Origin of the sequence: Klebsiella sp. 18074 (assembly GCF_902705905.1) — a bacterium.
Taxonomy (GTDB): Bacteria; Pseudomonadota; Gammaproteobacteria; order Enterobacterales; family Enterobacteriaceae; genus Klebsiella; species Klebsiella terrigena.
Genome location: NZ_CACSIS010000005.1, coordinates 204,575 through 219,872, shown reverse-complemented (window position 1 = coordinate 219,872; position 15,298 = coordinate 204,575). Strand labels below are relative to the sequence as shown.

Genomic DNA, 15,298 nt, shown 5'->3' with positions numbered 1-15,298 from the left:
TTTTCGCTCAAAGCTGCCTGTCAATAGTAGGGTATCGGATGCATTTTTTGTTAGAGATGACTAAATGAAATGCAAATGGGTCGTCAAGTGAATGCAAATACACAAATGGAAGATTAAACGTGTTTGAATGCCTGTGTAGGTTGTTGTAATAACATCCTTTAGACCAAACTGTGCTGGCAGTGAACTGGACTGACAGCATCCGTAACCAGAAGCTATCAAAGTAGTAATATTGCTCAAAAGACAAGATAGGCGGGAGCTACAAGGTAACACATGCTGTTAGCATCCCCTTGCATTGAGCCACACACAATCTCACTGTACCTGCCACAATTTTGCCACACTCACAACGCGCAAAAATGCACATTCGTGTTAAGAAAAGCAAAACAACGCAACAGTAACTAGATGATTTTATTAGAAAAGATGGTGCCGATAATAGGAGTCGAACCTACGACCTTCGCATTACGAATGCGCTGCTCTACCAACTGAGCTATATCGGCCCTGAAGAGGACGCGTTCACCGGGGTGAACCACGGGATAAAAGGTTAAAACTAAGTGGGTGATGCGTCAATGGCCTTATGAATCAACCGGCTACTTTTGCATCACCCGTCTGGCTTTAAGCACGAATGGTATCGTCGCCGAAACCAATCCATTTATAGGTCGTCAACGCTTCAAGGCCCATCGGGCCACGCGCGTGCAGCTTCTGGGTGCTGACCGCCACCTCCGCGCCGAGACCAAACTGGCCGCCGTCGGTGAAGCGGGTGGAGGCATTCACGTACACCGCAGAAGAGTCTACCTCGTTGATAAAACGATTCGCGTGGCTCAGGGTGCGGGTGAGGATGGCATCCGAGTGCTGGGTTCCGTGCTGGCGGATATGCGCGATGGCGTCGTCGAGGTCGGCAACAACTTTGACGTTCAGATCCAGCGACAGAAACTCGTCGTCGTACTGCTCGGCCTTCACCGGCTCAACGCTCGCCGGGCCGTCCTGCAGTACCGGCAGAGACCGCGCGTCAGCGTGCAGCGTCACGCCGCTTTCCGCCATCTGCTTGCTCAGCGCAGGCAGGAAACGCCCGGCGATGTTCTCATGCACCAGCAGAGTCTCGACGGTATTACAGGTGCTCGGACGCTGGGTTTTAGCGTTGACGAGGATCTTCAGCGCCGGCTCAATCTCGGCGGACTCATCAACAAAGATATGGCACACGCCAATACCGCCGGTGATGACCGGGATCGTTGACTGCTCGCGGCACAGCTTGTGCAGGCCCGCGCCGCCGCGAGGGATCAGCATATCGATATACTTATCCATCTTCAGCAGCTCGCCGACCAGCGCCCGGTCGGGGCTCTCAATCGCCTGGACCGCAGCGGCCGGCAGGCCACACTCTTCCAGCGCCTGCTGGATGACCTTCACCGTCGCGGCGTTGGTGCGCCAGGTTTCTTTCCCGCCGCGCAGAATCGCCGCGTTGCCGGTTTTCAGGCACAGGGAGGCGACGTCGACGGTGACGTTTGGGCGCGCTTCGTAGATAACGCCGATAACGCCCAGCGGAACGCGACGGCGTTCAATACGCAGGCCGCTGTCGAGCAGCCCGCCGTCGATAACCTGGCCCACCGGATCGGCCAGGCTGCAGACTTGGCGAACGTCGTTGGCTATCCCGTCGAGGCGCGCCGGAGTGAGCGCCAGGCGATCGAGCATGGCTTCGCTCAGGCCGTTGGCGCGAGCTTCCGCCAGATCCTCGGCGTTAGCCCGCAGAATTGTCTCGGTCTCGGCCTGCAGATAGTCGGCAATCTTCTCCAGCACCCGGTTCTTTTCGCGGCTGGAAAGCAGCGCGAGTTTGTAAGAGGCCGCCTTGGCAGCTATGCCCATTTGTTCCAGCATTTTCAGCTCCTTAACGGATTATCATATCGTCACGATGGACGGCGACCGGGCCATATTCATAGCCGAGGATCGCATCAATCTGCTGCGAGTGCTGGCCGGCAATCAGGCGCAGCGCATCGCTGTTGTAGCGGCTGACGCCGTGAGCAATATCGCGGCCGTCGCTATTGCGGATGCGGATAACTTCGCCGCGCGAGAAGTTGCCGGTCACGACTTTGATACCTTTCGGCAGCAGCGAGCTGCCTCGCTCCAGAATCGCCTGCACCGCACCGGCATCGACGGTGAGTTCTCCCGCCGGCGGGGCGCCGAAAATCCAGCGCTTGCGGTTCTCCAGCGGGGATTCCTGCGCGTGGAAACGCGTACCGACCGATACGCCCTGCATCACGTCGCCAATCACCCCAGGCCGGCTGCCTGCGGCAATGATGGTATCAATGCCCGCCCGGCAGGCGACGTCGGCGGCCTGCAGCTTGGTGCCCATCCCGCCGGTGCCGAGTCCGGAAACGCTGTCGCCGGCAATTGCGCGCAGGGCGTCGTCAATACCGTGCACGTCCGTAATGAGTTCGGCCTGCGGATTATTGCGCGGGTCGGCGGTGAACAGGCCCTGCTGATCGGTCAGCAGCAGCAGCTTATCTGCGCCGGCAAGAATAGCGGCCAGCGCCGAAAGATTATCGTTATCGCCGACTTTAATCTCGGCGGTGGCCACGGCGTCATTTTCATTAATGACCGGCACGATGTTGTTATCCAGCAGGGCGCGCAGGGTATCGCGAGCGTTAAGGAAACGCTCGCGGTCTTCCATATCCGCGCGGGTCAGCAGCATCTGGCCGACGTGGATACCATAAATGGAAAACAGCTGTTCCCACAGCTGGATCAGACGGCTCTGTCCTACCGCCGCCAGCAGCTGTTTCGACGCAATAGTCGCGGGAAGTTCCGGGTAGCCGAGGTGCTCACGACCGGCGGCGATGGCCCCGGAGGTCACGATAACAATGCGGTGGCCCATGGCGTGCAGTTGCGCGCACTGGCGCACTAATTCGACGATATGGGCGCGGTTCAGGCGGCGGGATCCGCCCGTTAAAACACTGGTGCCCAGTTTTACCACCAGCGTCTGGCTATCACTCATGATTCTCTGCCGTTCAAAAGGAATATCGATATCGAGGTGATGTTGTAACAGGACTCAGGCCGCTTGCCAACCGCGGCGTTTTTAGCGCGCCGTTTTATTGCGCGGGATCGGGCATTCTGGAGAGGGATGATGACAATTTTATGATGGAAACATTTAAATACCCTTTTTTATAAAAAGTTCCACATTGTCATAAATTTTTAATACTGGAGCGTTAAAAAACCTCCTGTTTTCACGGGGCCTTCGCCCGGAATTGATTAGCGCGTATAAATAAATCACCAGGACTGAATAATGAAAAAGAGCTCACTGGCATTAATGATGATGGGTCTTATTGCTTCTTCGGCTACCCAGGCAGCCGAAGTTTTCAACAAAAACGGCAATAAGCTGGACGTGTACGGCAAAGTCAAAGCGATGCACTATTTAAGCGACTATGACAGCAAGGACGGCGACCAGACCTACGTTCGTTTCGGCATTAAAGGCGAAACCCAGATTAACGACCAGCTGACCGGCTACGGTCGCTGGGAATCTGAATTCTCCGGCAACAAAACCGAAAGCGACTCTTCCCAGAAAACTCGTCTGGCGTTCGCTGGCGTAAAACTGAAGGACTTCGGCTCCTTCGACTACGGTCGTAACCTCGGTGCGCTGTACGACGTTGAAGCCTGGACCGATATGTTCCCGGAGTTTGGCGGCGACTCTTCAGCACAGACCGACAACTTCATGACCAAGCGCTCCAGCGGCCTGGCAACCTACCGCAATACCGACTTCTTCGGCGTGGTTGATGGTCTGGATCTGACCCTCCAGTATCAGGGTAAAAACGAAGATCGCGATGCCAAAAAACAGAACGGCGACGGCTTCGGCACATCTTTAAGCTATGACTTTGGCGGCAGCGATTTCGCCATCAGCGCAGCCTACACCAGCTCTGACCGTACTGACGACCAGAACCTGCTGGCGCGCGGCGTGGGTAAAAAAGCGGAAGCCTGGGCTACCGGCCTGAAATATGACGCCAACAATATCTACCTGGCGACCATGTATTCTGAAACCCGCAAAATGACCCCGATCAGCGGCGGTTTTGCGACGAAAGCGCAGAACTTTGAAGCGGTGGCACAGTACCAGTTCGACTTCGGCCTGCGTCCGTCCCTGGGCTACGTGCTGTCCAAAGGTAAGGATATCGAAGGCGTGGGTAGCGAAGACCTGGTCAACTATATCGACGCCGGCCTGACCTACTACTTCAACAAAAACATGAGCGCCTTCGTTGATTATAAAATCAACCAGCTGAAGAGCGATAACAAGCTGGCGATCAACGATGACGACATCGTTGCCCTGGGCATGACCTACCAGTTCTGATTATCCAGACGCCCGGCCAGCGAGCGCTGCCGGGTAGAGGGTAAAAAAGCCGCTGTGCAAAACGCAGCGGCTTTTTCTTATTCGGCATTAGCGGTTTTTAGCCAGGTGCCGGCGATCGTCGTTCATCGTTATCTGGGCGTTATACTCTTTCGGCAGGCGGCGCGCCTGATAGAAAGCCGACTTCCAGTACGGATTGTCCAGCGAGGAGCGCATTACGCCCTGGCTGGCCGAGGCGTGGAGAAAATCGTGGTTGGTGTCGTAGAAGCCGACGTGCATGCCGCCGTTAATGCGGAAGAACACGAGATCGCCAGGGCGCAGCTGCTGTGGCCTGACCCGCTCGCCCATCTGCAGCAGCTCTTTGGTTGTGACCCTGTCCATCGGCAGGTTGAAGCGATCCTTCAGCGTGCGCCAGACGAAGCCGGAGCAGTCGACTCCGCTTTGATCGGTGCCGCCCCATTCATAGGGCGTTCCGTGCCAGGTATGCATCTGATCGTGCAGCGCGGCGAGGACCGGGATCAGGTCATCTGAACCGCCGTCGATGGGGGCATATTCATGGTGGGCCGCGGTTTTCGGGTGCTTAGCCGGGGATGAGCATCCTGCCAAAATCAAAAAAGGAACAAATAATAAGGCGTGCACAAGCTTTGGCGTCATATCATTATTTTCATAGTGAGCTATAGAACGGAATTATTTATAGCGTATTCACCATATTGCCAGAATGGGATAGGGTGATATTTACGAAACCTTACGTTAGCTGCGCGCATAACTGGTCGCGCCGGCGACGCAGAGAATATTGGTGTTAACATTTTTAATCTAATTTATTAATAAATAATTTCACTATTAAACAATATTTCACGGAAAACTATGCGGGCGCGCCTATTCCGGCTGATGGCAAGGTGAAAGATCCTCATCATTTCGGCATTGCGCCGCCGGGCCGCCCTCCAGTACTTTTATGGCATAAAAGAGAGAACAGGGCGGGTCTATGCATCTGGATTTTCGCCAACTGCGCAACTTTGTGGCGTTGGTTGAGTACGGTACCTTTAATCGTGCGGCGGAGGCGGTATGCCTGTCGCAATCGGCCTTCAGCCGCAGCATCCAGGCGCTCGAACAGAGCGTCGGCCATCCTTTATTTGACCGTCAGAGCAGGCTACCGACGCTCACGCTGCACGGGCAAAAGCTGCTGCCGTACGCCCGGCGGTTTCAGGAACTGAACGTTGAGCTCAGCAGCCAGCTGCGGGAGGCGGATGATGCGCAAAACGGCGAGGTCGCGTTTGGCTGTGGCCCGGCGCCCTCCGCGCGCCTGATCCCGGCAGCCGTGGGCGAGTTTCACCGTCTGCTGCCGCAGGCGCGGGTGCGCTTTCAGATCGATAACTGGTTTGCCCTGCATCATGCGCTCACCACTCAGCAGTATCCTTTTGTGGTGGCCGACAGCTGGCAGGCCGAACTGGACCCGCAGCTGCGGGTCCAGCCGCTCAGCCCGCAGCGCTGCTTCTTCGTCTGCCACGCCGACCATCCGCTGGCAAAGCGAGGGCCGGTCTCTATCCAGGAGATGCTGCGCTATCCTTTTGCCGCGCCGTATTTGCCGCCCGGAGTGCGCAAAGTGCTGGCGACCCTCAGCCAGCAGCAGGACTTTACCCCGGCGATTCAGTGCGACCATATCTACGCGCTGCTCTCCACCCTGGCGCATACCGATGCGATAAGCTTCGCCAGCGAAGACGGCTTTGCGCTTTGCCAGCACAGCCACCGGCTGGTCAAGCTGGAGCTAAGCGACCTGCCGGACGAGTGGCGGCTGATGCAGACCCGGTTTGCGATTATCTCCCCGGTTCACGCCGCGCAGCCGCCGCTGGTGGCAAAGCTGATAGAGGTTATCCTGCTCGCCGACCGCCAGCATCAGCTGCAGCTCCTGGCCCGGCAGGAGAGAGGCTAACCGCCGTTTGCCGGCTGGCCTTTGCCATCGTACTGCGGCCAGCGCTTTTCCAGGCCCTGCGTTTTTAGCGCCTGTTCGACAAACCGACCGTCCACCCACTGACCGACGTCAAAAGCGCTGCGGATCAGGCGGCCGGATTGCGCCTGCCCGACGCTGCTGCTGAAGCTGTCGGTGAGGAACGGGTCGATGCGCGGCGAGGTGGTGAAGTTAAGATCCTGCGGCTGCAGCTCCTCCAGGAACAGCGCCTGCGGGATCTGGCTCTGCTGCGCCATCTCTGCCGCCCAGGCGTCCCGGTTGGCCGGGTCGCTGATTTCAGCGGCGTTCTTCACCAGCACGTCGATAATCTGCTGGGTGGCCTGCGGCCAGGCCGCAATAAAGGCCTGGGTCCCGAGGAAGCCCGCCTGGGTGGTGTTCTGGCGGCCGGAATCGCCGCTTTTCGCCACCACGTCTATCTTATCTCCGCGCAGCGCCAGCAGCGAGACGCCGCCCCAGACCGCATCGACGCGACCGGCTGCCAGCGCGGCTTTGCCGGCGTTCCAGTCGAGATTAATCACCTGCATGCTGCGTTCGTTAAGACCGACGGTTTGTAAGGCGCGATCGAAGGCCAACTGATCCGCCGTACCGCGATAGACGGCCACCCGTTTCCCCTTCAGGTCCGCGAGCTTTTTAATTCCCGAGGCGGTGGTTGCCGCGAGGTAAGATTCGGAGCCGCGGCTGCCCAGCAGCAGGCGCGTCGGGAGCCCGTTGGCTTTGCCGATAATCGCCGCCAGGTCGCCGAGGTAGACAAAATCAAGCTGCCGGTTGGCCAGCGCCTCATTCACCGCCGGGCCCGCGCCTTTGAAAAACTGCCACTGCACCTCCACGCCCTGCGGCTTAAACACCTCTTCCAGCTGATGGCGGATAAACGCCATGCCAACGGGCCCTTCGATAAACGGCTTACTGCCCGCGCTTTGATCCGGCACGCCGATGCGGATCGTGCGCAGCTCCTCGCCCTGGGCGCCGGCCAGCAGGCCAGCGGCGGCGACCAGCGCCAGCAGGGTGCGGCTAAAAAATGCTTTCATCATAAGTTATTGCTCCTCTGAGTTTTTTTCTCACCCTAAAGAGCCGAAGGGCCAGGTGTTAAATGCTTTTATGCGCAGAGCAAAGCTGAAAAAAAGCTAAGCCAGGGGCCGCGTGCCCGGCAGGCTGAAATGCATTCGCTGCATCGGGATTATTCGTCTAACGCAATGGCGGCAGGGCGCAAGGAACGTTTTTATAGCGCTATAACTTCAGCAAAAGTGGAGCGATATGTCGCAGATGATCTTAAAAACAGGCGCACCGGGCAGGCCGCAGTTCAGGCTAAACGGTTGGCCGTGGCTGCTGCCCGCGCTGCTGCTTCTGCTGTGGTACGTCGCCGCCCGCGAACGCTGGATGGCGGAGCAAATCCTGCCCGCGCCGTCGGTCGTTGCCGATACCGCGCTGTCGCTGCTGAGCGGCGATCTGCTGGCGCAGTGGGGATTCAGCCTCCAGCATCTGGCGCTGGGCCTGCTGCTGGGAGCCGTGGCCGGAACGCTGCTCGGGGCGCTGTTCGGCCTGGTTCCGTCTGCCGCCCAGCGGATCGAGCCGTTGTTTTACGCCCTGGCGCAAATTCCGACGCTGGGCTGGATCCCGCTGTTTATGGTGATATTTGGCATTGATAACGGCCTCAAGCTGGCGGTTATCGTCAAAACCACCGTGGTGCCGATGACCATCAATACCCAGCAGGCGGTCAGCGGCGTACCGCTGACGCTGAGCGAAGCGGCAAGGGTCATGAACTTCTCCCGCTGGCAGCGGCTGCGCTGGCTGGTGATCCCGGCGAGCCTGCCGGGCTGGTTTACCGGTCTGCGGCTGGCCCTTTCGCAGGCCTGGGTATCGCTGATCGTCGTTGAGCTGCTGGCCTCTTCCGAAGGGATTGGTTACCTGATGGTCTGGGGGCGCCAGCTGTTTCAGCTGGATATCGTCTTCGTCACCATCGCGGCGGTGGGCCTCAGCGGCATGGCGATGGAGTGGGCGGCCAACCGGGCCTGCTCCCGGCTGGTGTTCTGGCCGCAGCCGGCCACCGGGCGCCTGGCCTGGAAACCGCAGGCCAGCTGGTGGGCATTACAGCTGCCGCTGGTGCTGCTGGCAATGTGGCAGTTGGCCAGCAGCTGGGGCTGGATCGATAGCGTACTTTTCTCGTCGCCGCTGGCGGTGGCCGAGCGCTTTATTCAGGGAGCGGCAAGCGGCGAGCTGGCTGCGGCGATGCTCACAAGCCTGGGACGGGCGTTTGCCGGCGGCGCGCTGGGTATCGCCGGCGGGCTGCTCTGCGGACTGCTGCTGGCGCTGCGCCCGCGCGCCGGAGAGATCTTTACCCCGACGCTTAACGTCCTGCGCCATATCGCTCTGTTTGCCTGGCTACCGCTGCTGACCGCATGGGTCGGCAACGATAACGGCGGCAAGATCGTGTTCATCGCCCTGGCCTCCTTTTTCCCGATGTTCTTCAGCACCCTGCAGGCCGTTCTTCAGCGCAGCCCGCAGCTGGATGAGGTTGCCAGGGTGCTGCGCCTAAGCGGCCTGACGCGCTTGCGCAGGCTGATCCTCCCCGGCGCCGCCGCGGGTATTTTTGCCGGCCTACGCCTGGCGCTGATTTACGCCTGGCTTGGCAATATCGGCGCGGAGTATTTCATGTCCTCCGGCGTGGGTATCGGCAGCCTGATGATCAATGCCCAGCAGCTGCTGGATATGCCGACCATTCTCTGCGGCATGGTGCTGATCGGCGTCACCGGCGCTGCGCTGGATAAAGCCGGACGTTTACTGGAAATTCGCGCCACCCGCTGGCGTCAACAGGAGTCGCTATGACCACTTCACCCCTGGTCTCTTTTGACCGCGTCCGTAAATCCTGGCAGCAGGTGACGGCGCTACAGAACTTCAGCCTGGATATCGCCGCCGGCGAGCTGGTGGCGCTGGTTGGCAGCAGCGGCTGCGGTAAATCAACGCTGCTGCGGATGCTGGTCGGCCTCGAATCCGCGACCCAGGGCGAGATTCGCATCCACGGCGAGCCGGTGACCGGCGTCGGCAAAGAGCGCGGCATCGTGTTTCAGGAGCCGCGCCTGTTTCCGTGGCTTAACGTTATCGACAACGTGATGCTCGGCCTGGCGGATGAGCCGCTGAGCCGGACGGCGAAACGCCAGCGGGCGCTGGAAATGCTGGAGCGCGTCCAGCTCACCGAGTTTGCCAGCGCGCTGCCCGCCCAGCTCTCCGGCGGTATGGCGCAGCGGGTGGCGATCGCCCGCGGCCTCGTCGGCCGCCCGCAAATTCTGATGCTGGATGAACCTTTCGGCGCGCTGGATGCCCTGACGCGCCATACCCTGCAGCAGGAGCTGCTGCAGATCCACCAAAGCGCGGGAACCACCACGCTGCTGGTGACGCACGATGTGGAAGAGGCGGTCGCGCTGGCCGACCGGGTGGTGGTGCTGTCGCCGCGCCCGGGACGGATACGCGAAGTGGTGAGCCTTGAGCTCTCCCATCCGCGCCGGCGCGAAGAGGCCTCTTTTACCGCCGCCTGCCGCCAGATCCGCAATCTGATTACTTCTCTGCCTGATACCGTTATTTAAGGAGCAACACCATGGGACATCCTTCCATTTACCCGACCGGCGCCACCGTTTACGATCCCACACGTGCCTGGAGCGGCTACACCCTTTTCCAGGCTACCGAGCGCGGCGCGGTGCTGGTGGATATGAACGGCCAGGTGGTACGCGAATGGCCTGAACTGCACGGATTTCCCAATAAAATCCTGCCCGGCGGCGCGATACTCGGCCACAGCGGCGAGCGCGATCCGCGCTACGGCATGCAGGATATGCTCGACCTGATCCAGGTGGACTGGGAGGGTAACGTGACCTGGAAGTTCGATCGCTACGAGCGGGTCAGCGATCCCGGCAATGAAACGCGCTGGATGGCGCGCGCGCATCACGATTACCAGCGCGCCGGCAACCCGGTAGGCTACTACGCGCCGGGGCTGGAGCCGCAGGTGGAGGGGGGAAATACGCTGATCCTCGCTCACACCAATCTGGTTAATGCCGACATCTCCGACAAGCTGCTGCTGGATGACACGATTATTGAAGTCGACTGGCAGGGCAACGTGGTCTGGGAGTGGCGCTGCAGCGACCATTTCCACGAGCTTGGCTTCGACGATGCGGCGCGCACCGCGCTGTACAACAACCCCAATATGCGCGCCAGCGGCGGCGGAATGGGCGACTGGATGCATATCAACTCGATGTCGGCGCTGGGGCCGAATAAATGGTATGACGCCGGGGATCGGCGTTTCCATCCCGACAATATTATCTGGGACGCTCGCGAATCCAACATTATCGCCATCATTGATAAGCAGAGCGGTCGCATCGTCTGGCAGCTTGGCCCGGATTACAGTAAGCCGGAGCTCAAGCACATCGGCTGGATTATCGGCCAGCATCATGCGCATATGATCCCCCACGGGCTGCCGGGCGCGGGCAATATCCTCATCTTCGATAACGGCGGCTGGGCCGGATACGGCGCGCCAAACCCGGCGTCGGCGGATGGGGTGAAAAACGCCTGGCGCGATTACTCGCGGATCCTCGAGATCAATCCGCTGACCCTTGATATCGAGTGGCGCTACTCGCCTTATGAAGCGGATCTTCCGCAGCCAACCGACTCGTACCGCTTCTACAGCCCGTATATCAGCAATATGCAGCGTCTGGAAAACGGCAATACCTTGATTAACGAAGGCTCGAACGGGCGCGTTTTTGAAGTGACCCGCGACCATGAGATCGTCTGGGAATATATTTCGCCGTTCTGGGGCAGGACGTTGAATAACAATATGGTCTATCGCGCCTACCGCATCCCCTACGCCTGGATCCCGCAGCTGGCGCAGCCGCAGGAGACGCCGATCGCGGCGGTGGACGTGCGGACGTTACGCCAGCCCGGCGCGGCGGCCGCGGGCCCGGCGCAGAGCGTGGTGCGGGTAGCGGGGGTGCAGCCGTACAGCAAAAGCGCCGATGCGCTGTGCGTGGCGACCGACAACGATACCCTGCGCCGCAGTCCGAAGCTGTTCCGGGTGGCGGAAAGCGCCTTCACTCCGCTGACCGCGGCGGAGGAGCTGGAAAGCGAGCGGCCGGTGCTGCTGTTTGTCGGCGCTGAGCGCTGCGTGCACTGCCGTAAGCTCTGGCAGCTGCTGGCGCAGGAAAAGGTTGCGGCGCGGATCGCGGCGCTGGATACGCGCTATCTCGATGCCGATCGGCACCAGGATCTGGCGACGACTCTCGGGGTTCGCGGCCTGCCGACGCTGCTGCTGATCGAGCGGGGGCAGCCGACGGCGCGGGCGCCTGCGCAACTGTCGGTTGAAAATCTGCTGGCCTGGCTGAGCAGCGCGCCGGAGTCGTGATCCGTCGTTGAGGGCTGGCTTTATGCCGGCCCGGGTTGATGGGCGGATATTTCGTTTGCTACCTTGAGGCGGTGGCGTGACGGCGGACAGGCTGGGTGGATCATTCTGCTGTCATCTTTCTTAAGCATGCTTTGGCGGGCCTGTTTACTGATTAGGGAAAATTAACGATGTCCAACGCTCTCACGATTTTCGATCTGGATAACACCTTGATTAAAGGTGACAGCAGTACGGTATGGAGCCGTTTTCTGGTGAGGGAAGGATGGATTAGCGATCCGGACTATCTGGTGCGAGAAGCGATGCTGATGGCGGATTACGATCGCGGCGAGATGAATATCGCCGATTACGTGGCGCTAATCCAGGCGCCGCTGATTGGCGTCCCGCAGGCGGAAGTCGACGGCCTGGTCGCCCGCTGCGTGCGCGAGGAGATCCTGCCCCGCGTCTACCCGCAGGCGTGGGAAGTTATTCGCACGCTGCGGGCGCGCGGTGAACAGATGCTGGTGATCTCGGCCTCGGTCAGCCTGCTGGTACAGGCGGTATCCGATGAGCTGGGCATCGACCAGGCGTTAGGCATTGACGTAGAGATGGCTGATGGCGGCTACAGCGGCGTGATTGCCGGGACGCCGAGCTATCAGCACGGGAAGGTGGTTCGGCTGGCGCAGTGGCGGCAGGCCTATCCGCAATTCGGCGGAGAGATGACGTTTTATACCGATTCAATTAACGACCTACCGCTGTGCCTGCACGCCGACCGCGTGCGGCTGGTCAACCCTTGCCCGCAGCTGACGGCGGCGAATGAGGAGCACCGGTGGCCGGTGCTTCACTGGCAGCTTTGATCTCCCCGGGTAGGCGCACCGCGCCGCCTCGGGGACGTTCGCGATATCAGGATTTAAACAGCGGCACTACGCTGCCGCCGATATAGCGCCGACGGAGCCAGGCGGAGAGCATATCCATCGCCATCACCACCACCACCAGCAGGAGGGTGATAAACATCACCACGTCCCAGTTCCACAGGCGCATATTTTCCGCGTAAATCAGGCCGATCCCGCCGGCGCCGACGAAGCCCAGCACCGCTGCGGAGCGGGTGTTGGACTCGATTTGATACAGGCTCAGGGCCAGAAACGTCGGGAAGGATTGGGTGAAAATGCCGAAGCGGTGTTTCTGCAGGCCGTTGGCGCCGACGGCGGTCAGCCCGCGCCCCGGTGAGCGGTCAACCGCCTCGTGGCCTTCGGCATACAGGCGGCCGAGCAGGCCGGTATCCTGCATAATAATCGCCAGCACCCCGGCCAGCGGCCCGAGGCCGACGGCGCGCACAAAAATCAGCCCCCAGATAGCCATATCAATCCCGCGCAGGACGTCAAACAGCCGACGCATCAGCAGGGCGATAATCCCCGGAATAAAGCCGCGCATAATATTGCGCGCCGCGAGGAAAGAGAGCAGCAGGGCGATGACCGTGGCGGTGATCGTCCCGACGAAGACGATCGCCAGGGTAATCCCGATCTGTGTGAAATAGTAGCGGAACGGCCAGTTAAAAAAGTCGTGCCACACGAACATGCGTAGCAGATAGCGGCTGATTTGCTGCAGCCCGGTGGTGAGCTGCTCTCCGCTGATGCCAAACTGCATAAAGAACCAGACGTAATAGAGTACGCTCAGCAGCGCCAGCAGGCCGACGTAGCGTAAATAGCGTCCCTGGGCCTGATACAGCGCCTTATGCTGACGGCGGCTGGCGGCGATATCCGGTTGGTTTTGCCACTGACTCATTTTTTACCCTCGAGAACCCACTGTCGCAGGCGGCCGGACAGCATATCCAGCAGCGAGACCACGATGATGATCAGCAGCAGCGTGATGCTGACCTGATCGTAACGATCGAGCTTAATATTGGTCATCAGCTCCTGGCCGATCCCGCCTGCGCCCACCAGTCCAAGAATGGTTGAGGAGCGGAAGTTGATCTCCAGGCGCATAAAGCCGTAGGAGAGAAAAATCGGTTTGACCTGCGGCCACAGGGCGAAGCGGATCCGCTGCAGCGGCGAGGCGCCGCAGGCCATCAGCCCGCGAATCGGCTTGTCCTGGGCGCTTTCCACCGCTTCATAAAACAGCTTGGTCAGGCTGCCGATGGTATGCAGCATCAGCGCCAGGAAGCCGGGGATTGCGCCAATGCCGAAGGCCATCACGAAAATGACCGCCCACGCCAGCTCCGGCATGGTGCGTAAAAAGGCGACCAAAACGCGGATGGCGAAGCGCAGCGGCGGCGGCGACCAGGCGTTATTGGCGGCGAGAAAGCCCAGCAGGGTGGCGATGACCACGGCGACCAGGGTGGAAGCCAGCGCCAGCTGCAGGGTTTCCCAAATCAGCGGCAGCTGGATCGGCAGGCGATAGCCCCAGTAGGCGAACGACCCTTTGGTATGCGAATCGGCGAACAGATCGCTGACGTGAAGCGTCGGCAGCGTCTCAAACATGTAATCGAGAAAGTTTGGCAGGGAGTGCCAGATGGTGAAGAGATTAAATTCAGCCGCGCTGCCCGCGGCGAAGTAAAGCACCAGTAAGAGCAGCGACCAGCTAAAGGTGTCGCGCTTCTGCCGCGCGCGCACCTGCTGGTAATAGCGTTCAAATTCGGTATTCGAAATATTCATACGTCAAGAGGTCTTCAGCATACCGCCGCCTCACGCCTGCTAAGGCGGGAGACGGCGTGGAGGCGGGATTAACGGGCGCTAACCAGCTCGCGCTTCATATCGATGATCTGCTGGAAATCGGCAACGCTGCCCGGGCCGATATGCTGGGTGCCGCCCATCGCCTTGATAAAGCAGGCGTGGTTATCGGTATCCAGCTTCTTGATCGCGGTGATGACTTTGGCTTTAAAATCAGCCGGCAGCGCGTTGCTCACCAGGATCGGACCGTTGGGGATCAGCGGCGATTGCCAGATGATGCGGATCTGCTTCATAAGATCCGGATGATCCATCCGAATCAGTCGGTTGAACGCACCAACGCTGTAGCCGCTGTTGTAGTCACCCACCATAGAGGTCCAGGTTACCGCGCCGGCAAACTGGCCGTTCAGCACGCCGAGAATGTCCTGCTCGTGGCCGCCGGAGAAGGTGACGCTGGAGAAGAAGTTTTTGTATTTGTCATCCGCGCTGCCGCCAAATTTCTGCTTAAAGGCGTGGTTTGGGATCAGGAAGCCGGAGGTTGAATCCGGGTCGGCGAAGCCAAAGGCTTTGCCTTTCAGATCGTCTAACGATTTATACGGGCTGTCGGCTTTAACGATAACCACCGAGTGGTAGCCGCGAGACTTGTCTTTATCATCCACGGCGAGGCCGACAATATCGACCGCTTTCGGGTTATTAATATAAACCGAGGCGTACGAGGAGGGCGACATGCTTAATACCACGTCAACCTTGCCGCCCAGCAGGCCCTGAATAACGCCGGAGTAGTCGGAAGAGTTGCGTAATTTGGTATCGACGTTCAGCTCTTTATCGAGGAAGTCTTTCACACACTGGTTATCACCAATTTGCTGGGTGGCGTTCTGGCCGCCGAGGATCCCCAGGTTTAACTCTTTTGGCTGCGCGGCGGCGCTCGCCTGCCATGCCATCATAATGCCCGCTACCGCTGCGGATAAACGAACTGCGCCAGTGATATATTGTTTCATTATTTTGCC

The 15,298-nt window shown here is 59.7% G+C and carries 13 protein-coding genes and 1 tRNA gene; 6 read left to right on the top strand and 8 right to left on the bottom strand.

Annotated elements, in window-relative coordinates:
- Positions 1 to 418: 418 nt before the first annotated feature.
- The 3 genes from GVK32_RS07520 to proB all read right to left on the bottom strand — a co-directional run bounded on the left by GVK32_RS07520 (position 419) and on the right by proB (position 2,977).
- Positions 419 to 494, bottom strand: a tRNA-Thr gene (locus tag GVK32_RS07520).
- Positions 495 to 609: 115 nt separating this feature from the next.
- Positions 610 to 1,863: a glutamate-5-semialdehyde dehydrogenase gene (gene proA, locus GVK32_RS07515; RefSeq protein ID WP_159866771.1), complete on the bottom strand. Its 1,254-nt coding sequence runs from the start codon at positions 1,861 to 1,863 to the stop codon at positions 610 to 612.
- A gap of 10 nt (positions 1,864 to 1,873) precedes the next feature.
- Positions 1,874 to 2,977, bottom strand: a complete 1,104-nt coding sequence (gene proB / locus GVK32_RS07510) for a glutamate 5-kinase (protein ID WP_041144214.1) — start codon at positions 2,975 to 2,977, stop codon at positions 1,874 to 1,876.
- 288 nt (positions 2,978 to 3,265) lie between these two features.
- Here proB and phoE point away from each other — a divergent pair, with 288 nt between their 5' ends.
- Positions 3,266 to 4,318 carry a phosphoporin PhoE gene (gene phoE, locus GVK32_RS07505; protein WP_159866768.1) on the top strand — a complete coding sequence of 351 codons (1,053 nt, stop codon included), beginning with the start codon at positions 3,266 to 3,268 and terminating at the stop codon, positions 4,316 to 4,318.
- An 87-nt stretch (positions 4,319 to 4,405) separates the two neighbouring features.
- On the opposite strand, the gene GVK32_RS07500 is transcribed toward phoE, so the two are convergent.
- Positions 4,406 to 4,969 carry a C40 family peptidase gene (locus GVK32_RS07500; RefSeq protein WP_159866765.1) on the bottom strand — a complete coding sequence of 188 codons (564 nt, stop codon included), beginning with the start codon at positions 4,967 to 4,969 and terminating at the stop codon, positions 4,406 to 4,408.
- 328 nt (positions 4,970 to 5,297) lie between these two features.
- Between GVK32_RS07500 and GVK32_RS07495 the strand changes: the two genes are divergently transcribed.
- Entirely contained in the window at positions 5,298 to 6,242 is a 945-nt protein-coding gene (locus GVK32_RS07495) for a LysR family transcriptional regulator (protein WP_159866762.1), read from the top strand.
- Here the strand turns inward: GVK32_RS07495 and GVK32_RS07490 are convergent.
- Entirely contained in the window at positions 6,239 to 7,306 is a 1,068-nt protein-coding gene (locus tag GVK32_RS07490; RefSeq protein WP_159866759.1) for an ABC transporter substrate-binding protein, read from the bottom strand. The genes GVK32_RS07495 and GVK32_RS07490 overlap by 4 nt on opposite strands.
- Before the next feature lie 223 nt (positions 7,307 to 7,529).
- Here GVK32_RS07490 and GVK32_RS07485 point away from each other — a divergent pair, with 223 nt between their 5' ends.
- The 4 genes from GVK32_RS07485 to GVK32_RS07470 all read left to right on the top strand — a co-directional run bounded on the left by GVK32_RS07485 (position 7,530) and on the right by GVK32_RS07470 (position 12,485).
- Complete coding sequence (locus GVK32_RS07485) at positions 7,530 to 9,098, top strand: ABC transporter permease (protein WP_159866756.1); 1,569 nt, start codon at positions 7,530 to 7,532, stop codon at positions 9,096 to 9,098.
- Positions 9,095 to 9,853 (top strand): ABC transporter ATP-binding protein, encoded by a 759-nt coding sequence (locus GVK32_RS07480; protein WP_159866753.1) that lies wholly within the window; start codon positions 9,095 to 9,097, stop codon positions 9,851 to 9,853. Before GVK32_RS07485 ends, GVK32_RS07480 begins: the two co-directional genes overlap by 4 nt.
- Before the next feature lie 11 nt (positions 9,854 to 9,864).
- Positions 9,865 to 11,655: an aryl-sulfate sulfotransferase gene (locus GVK32_RS07475; RefSeq protein ID WP_159866750.1), complete on the top strand. Its 1,791-nt coding sequence runs from the start codon at positions 9,865 to 9,867 to the stop codon at positions 11,653 to 11,655.
- A gap of 167 nt (positions 11,656 to 11,822) precedes the next feature.
- Entirely contained in the window at positions 11,823 to 12,485 is a 663-nt protein-coding gene (locus tag GVK32_RS07470) for an HAD family phosphatase (RefSeq protein WP_159866747.1), read from the top strand.
- A 46-nt stretch (positions 12,486 to 12,531) separates the two neighbouring features.
- On the opposite strand, the gene phnE (GVK32_RS07465) is transcribed toward GVK32_RS07470, so the two are convergent.
- The 3 genes from phnE (GVK32_RS07465) to phnD all read right to left on the bottom strand — a co-directional run bounded on the left by phnE (GVK32_RS07465) (position 12,532) and on the right by phnD (position 15,289).
- Positions 12,532 to 13,410: a phosphonate ABC transporter, permease protein PhnE gene (gene phnE / locus GVK32_RS07465; protein WP_159866744.1), complete on the bottom strand. Its 879-nt coding sequence runs from the start codon at positions 13,408 to 13,410 to the stop codon at positions 12,532 to 12,534.
- On the bottom strand, positions 13,407 to 14,279 hold the full coding sequence (phnE, locus tag GVK32_RS07460) for a phosphonate ABC transporter, permease protein PhnE (protein ID WP_159866742.1): 873 nt from the start codon (positions 14,277 to 14,279) through the stop codon (positions 13,407 to 13,409). Before phnE (GVK32_RS07460) ends, phnE (GVK32_RS07465) begins: the two co-directional genes overlap by 4 nt.
- A gap of 68 nt (positions 14,280 to 14,347) precedes the next feature.
- Positions 14,348 to 15,289, bottom strand: coding sequence for a phosphonate ABC transporter substrate-binding protein (phnD, locus tag GVK32_RS07455; RefSeq protein WP_159866740.1), 942 nt, complete (start codon positions 15,287 to 15,289; stop codon positions 14,348 to 14,350).
- Positions 15,290 to 15,298: the final 9 nt, after the last annotated feature.

Excerpts from the sequence above, each read along its gene's own strand:
- proA (WP_159866771.1), bottom strand. The coding sequence starts at position 1,863 with ATGCTGGAACAAATGGGCATAGCTGCCAAGGCGGCCTCTTACAAACTC.
- proB (WP_041144214.1), bottom strand. The coding sequence starts at position 2,977 with ATGAGTGATAGCCAGACGCTGGTGGTAAAACTGGGCACCAGTGTTTTA.
- phoE (WP_159866768.1), top strand. The coding sequence starts at position 3,266 with ATGAAAAAGAGCTCACTGGCATTAATGATGATGGGTCTTATTGCTTCT.
- GVK32_RS07500 (WP_159866765.1), bottom strand. The coding sequence starts at position 4,969 with ATGACGCCAAAGCTTGTGCACGCCTTATTATTTGTTCCTTTTTTGATT.
- GVK32_RS07495 (WP_159866762.1), top strand. The coding sequence starts at position 5,298 with ATGCATCTGGATTTTCGCCAACTGCGCAACTTTGTGGCGTTGGTTGAG.
- GVK32_RS07490 (WP_159866759.1), bottom strand. The coding sequence starts at position 7,306 with ATGATGAAAGCATTTTTTAGCCGCACCCTGCTGGCGCTGGTCGCCGCC.
- GVK32_RS07485 (WP_159866756.1), top strand. The coding sequence starts at position 7,530 with ATGTCGCAGATGATCTTAAAAACAGGCGCACCGGGCAGGCCGCAGTTC.
- GVK32_RS07480 (WP_159866753.1), top strand. The coding sequence starts at position 9,095 with ATGACCACTTCACCCCTGGTCTCTTTTGACCGCGTCCGTAAATCCTGG.
- GVK32_RS07475 (WP_159866750.1), top strand. The coding sequence starts at position 9,865 with ATGGGACATCCTTCCATTTACCCGACCGGCGCCACCGTTTACGATCCC.
- GVK32_RS07470 (WP_159866747.1), top strand. The coding sequence starts at position 11,823 with ATGTCCAACGCTCTCACGATTTTCGATCTGGATAACACCTTGATTAAA.
- phnE (WP_159866744.1), bottom strand. The coding sequence starts at position 13,410 with ATGAGTCAGTGGCAAAACCAACCGGATATCGCCGCCAGCCGCCGTCAG.
- phnE (WP_159866742.1), bottom strand. The coding sequence starts at position 14,279 with ATGAATATTTCGAATACCGAATTTGAACGCTATTACCAGCAGGTGCGC.
- phnD (WP_159866740.1), bottom strand. The coding sequence starts at position 15,289 with ATGAAACAATATATCACTGGCGCAGTTCGTTTATCCGCAGCGGTAGCG.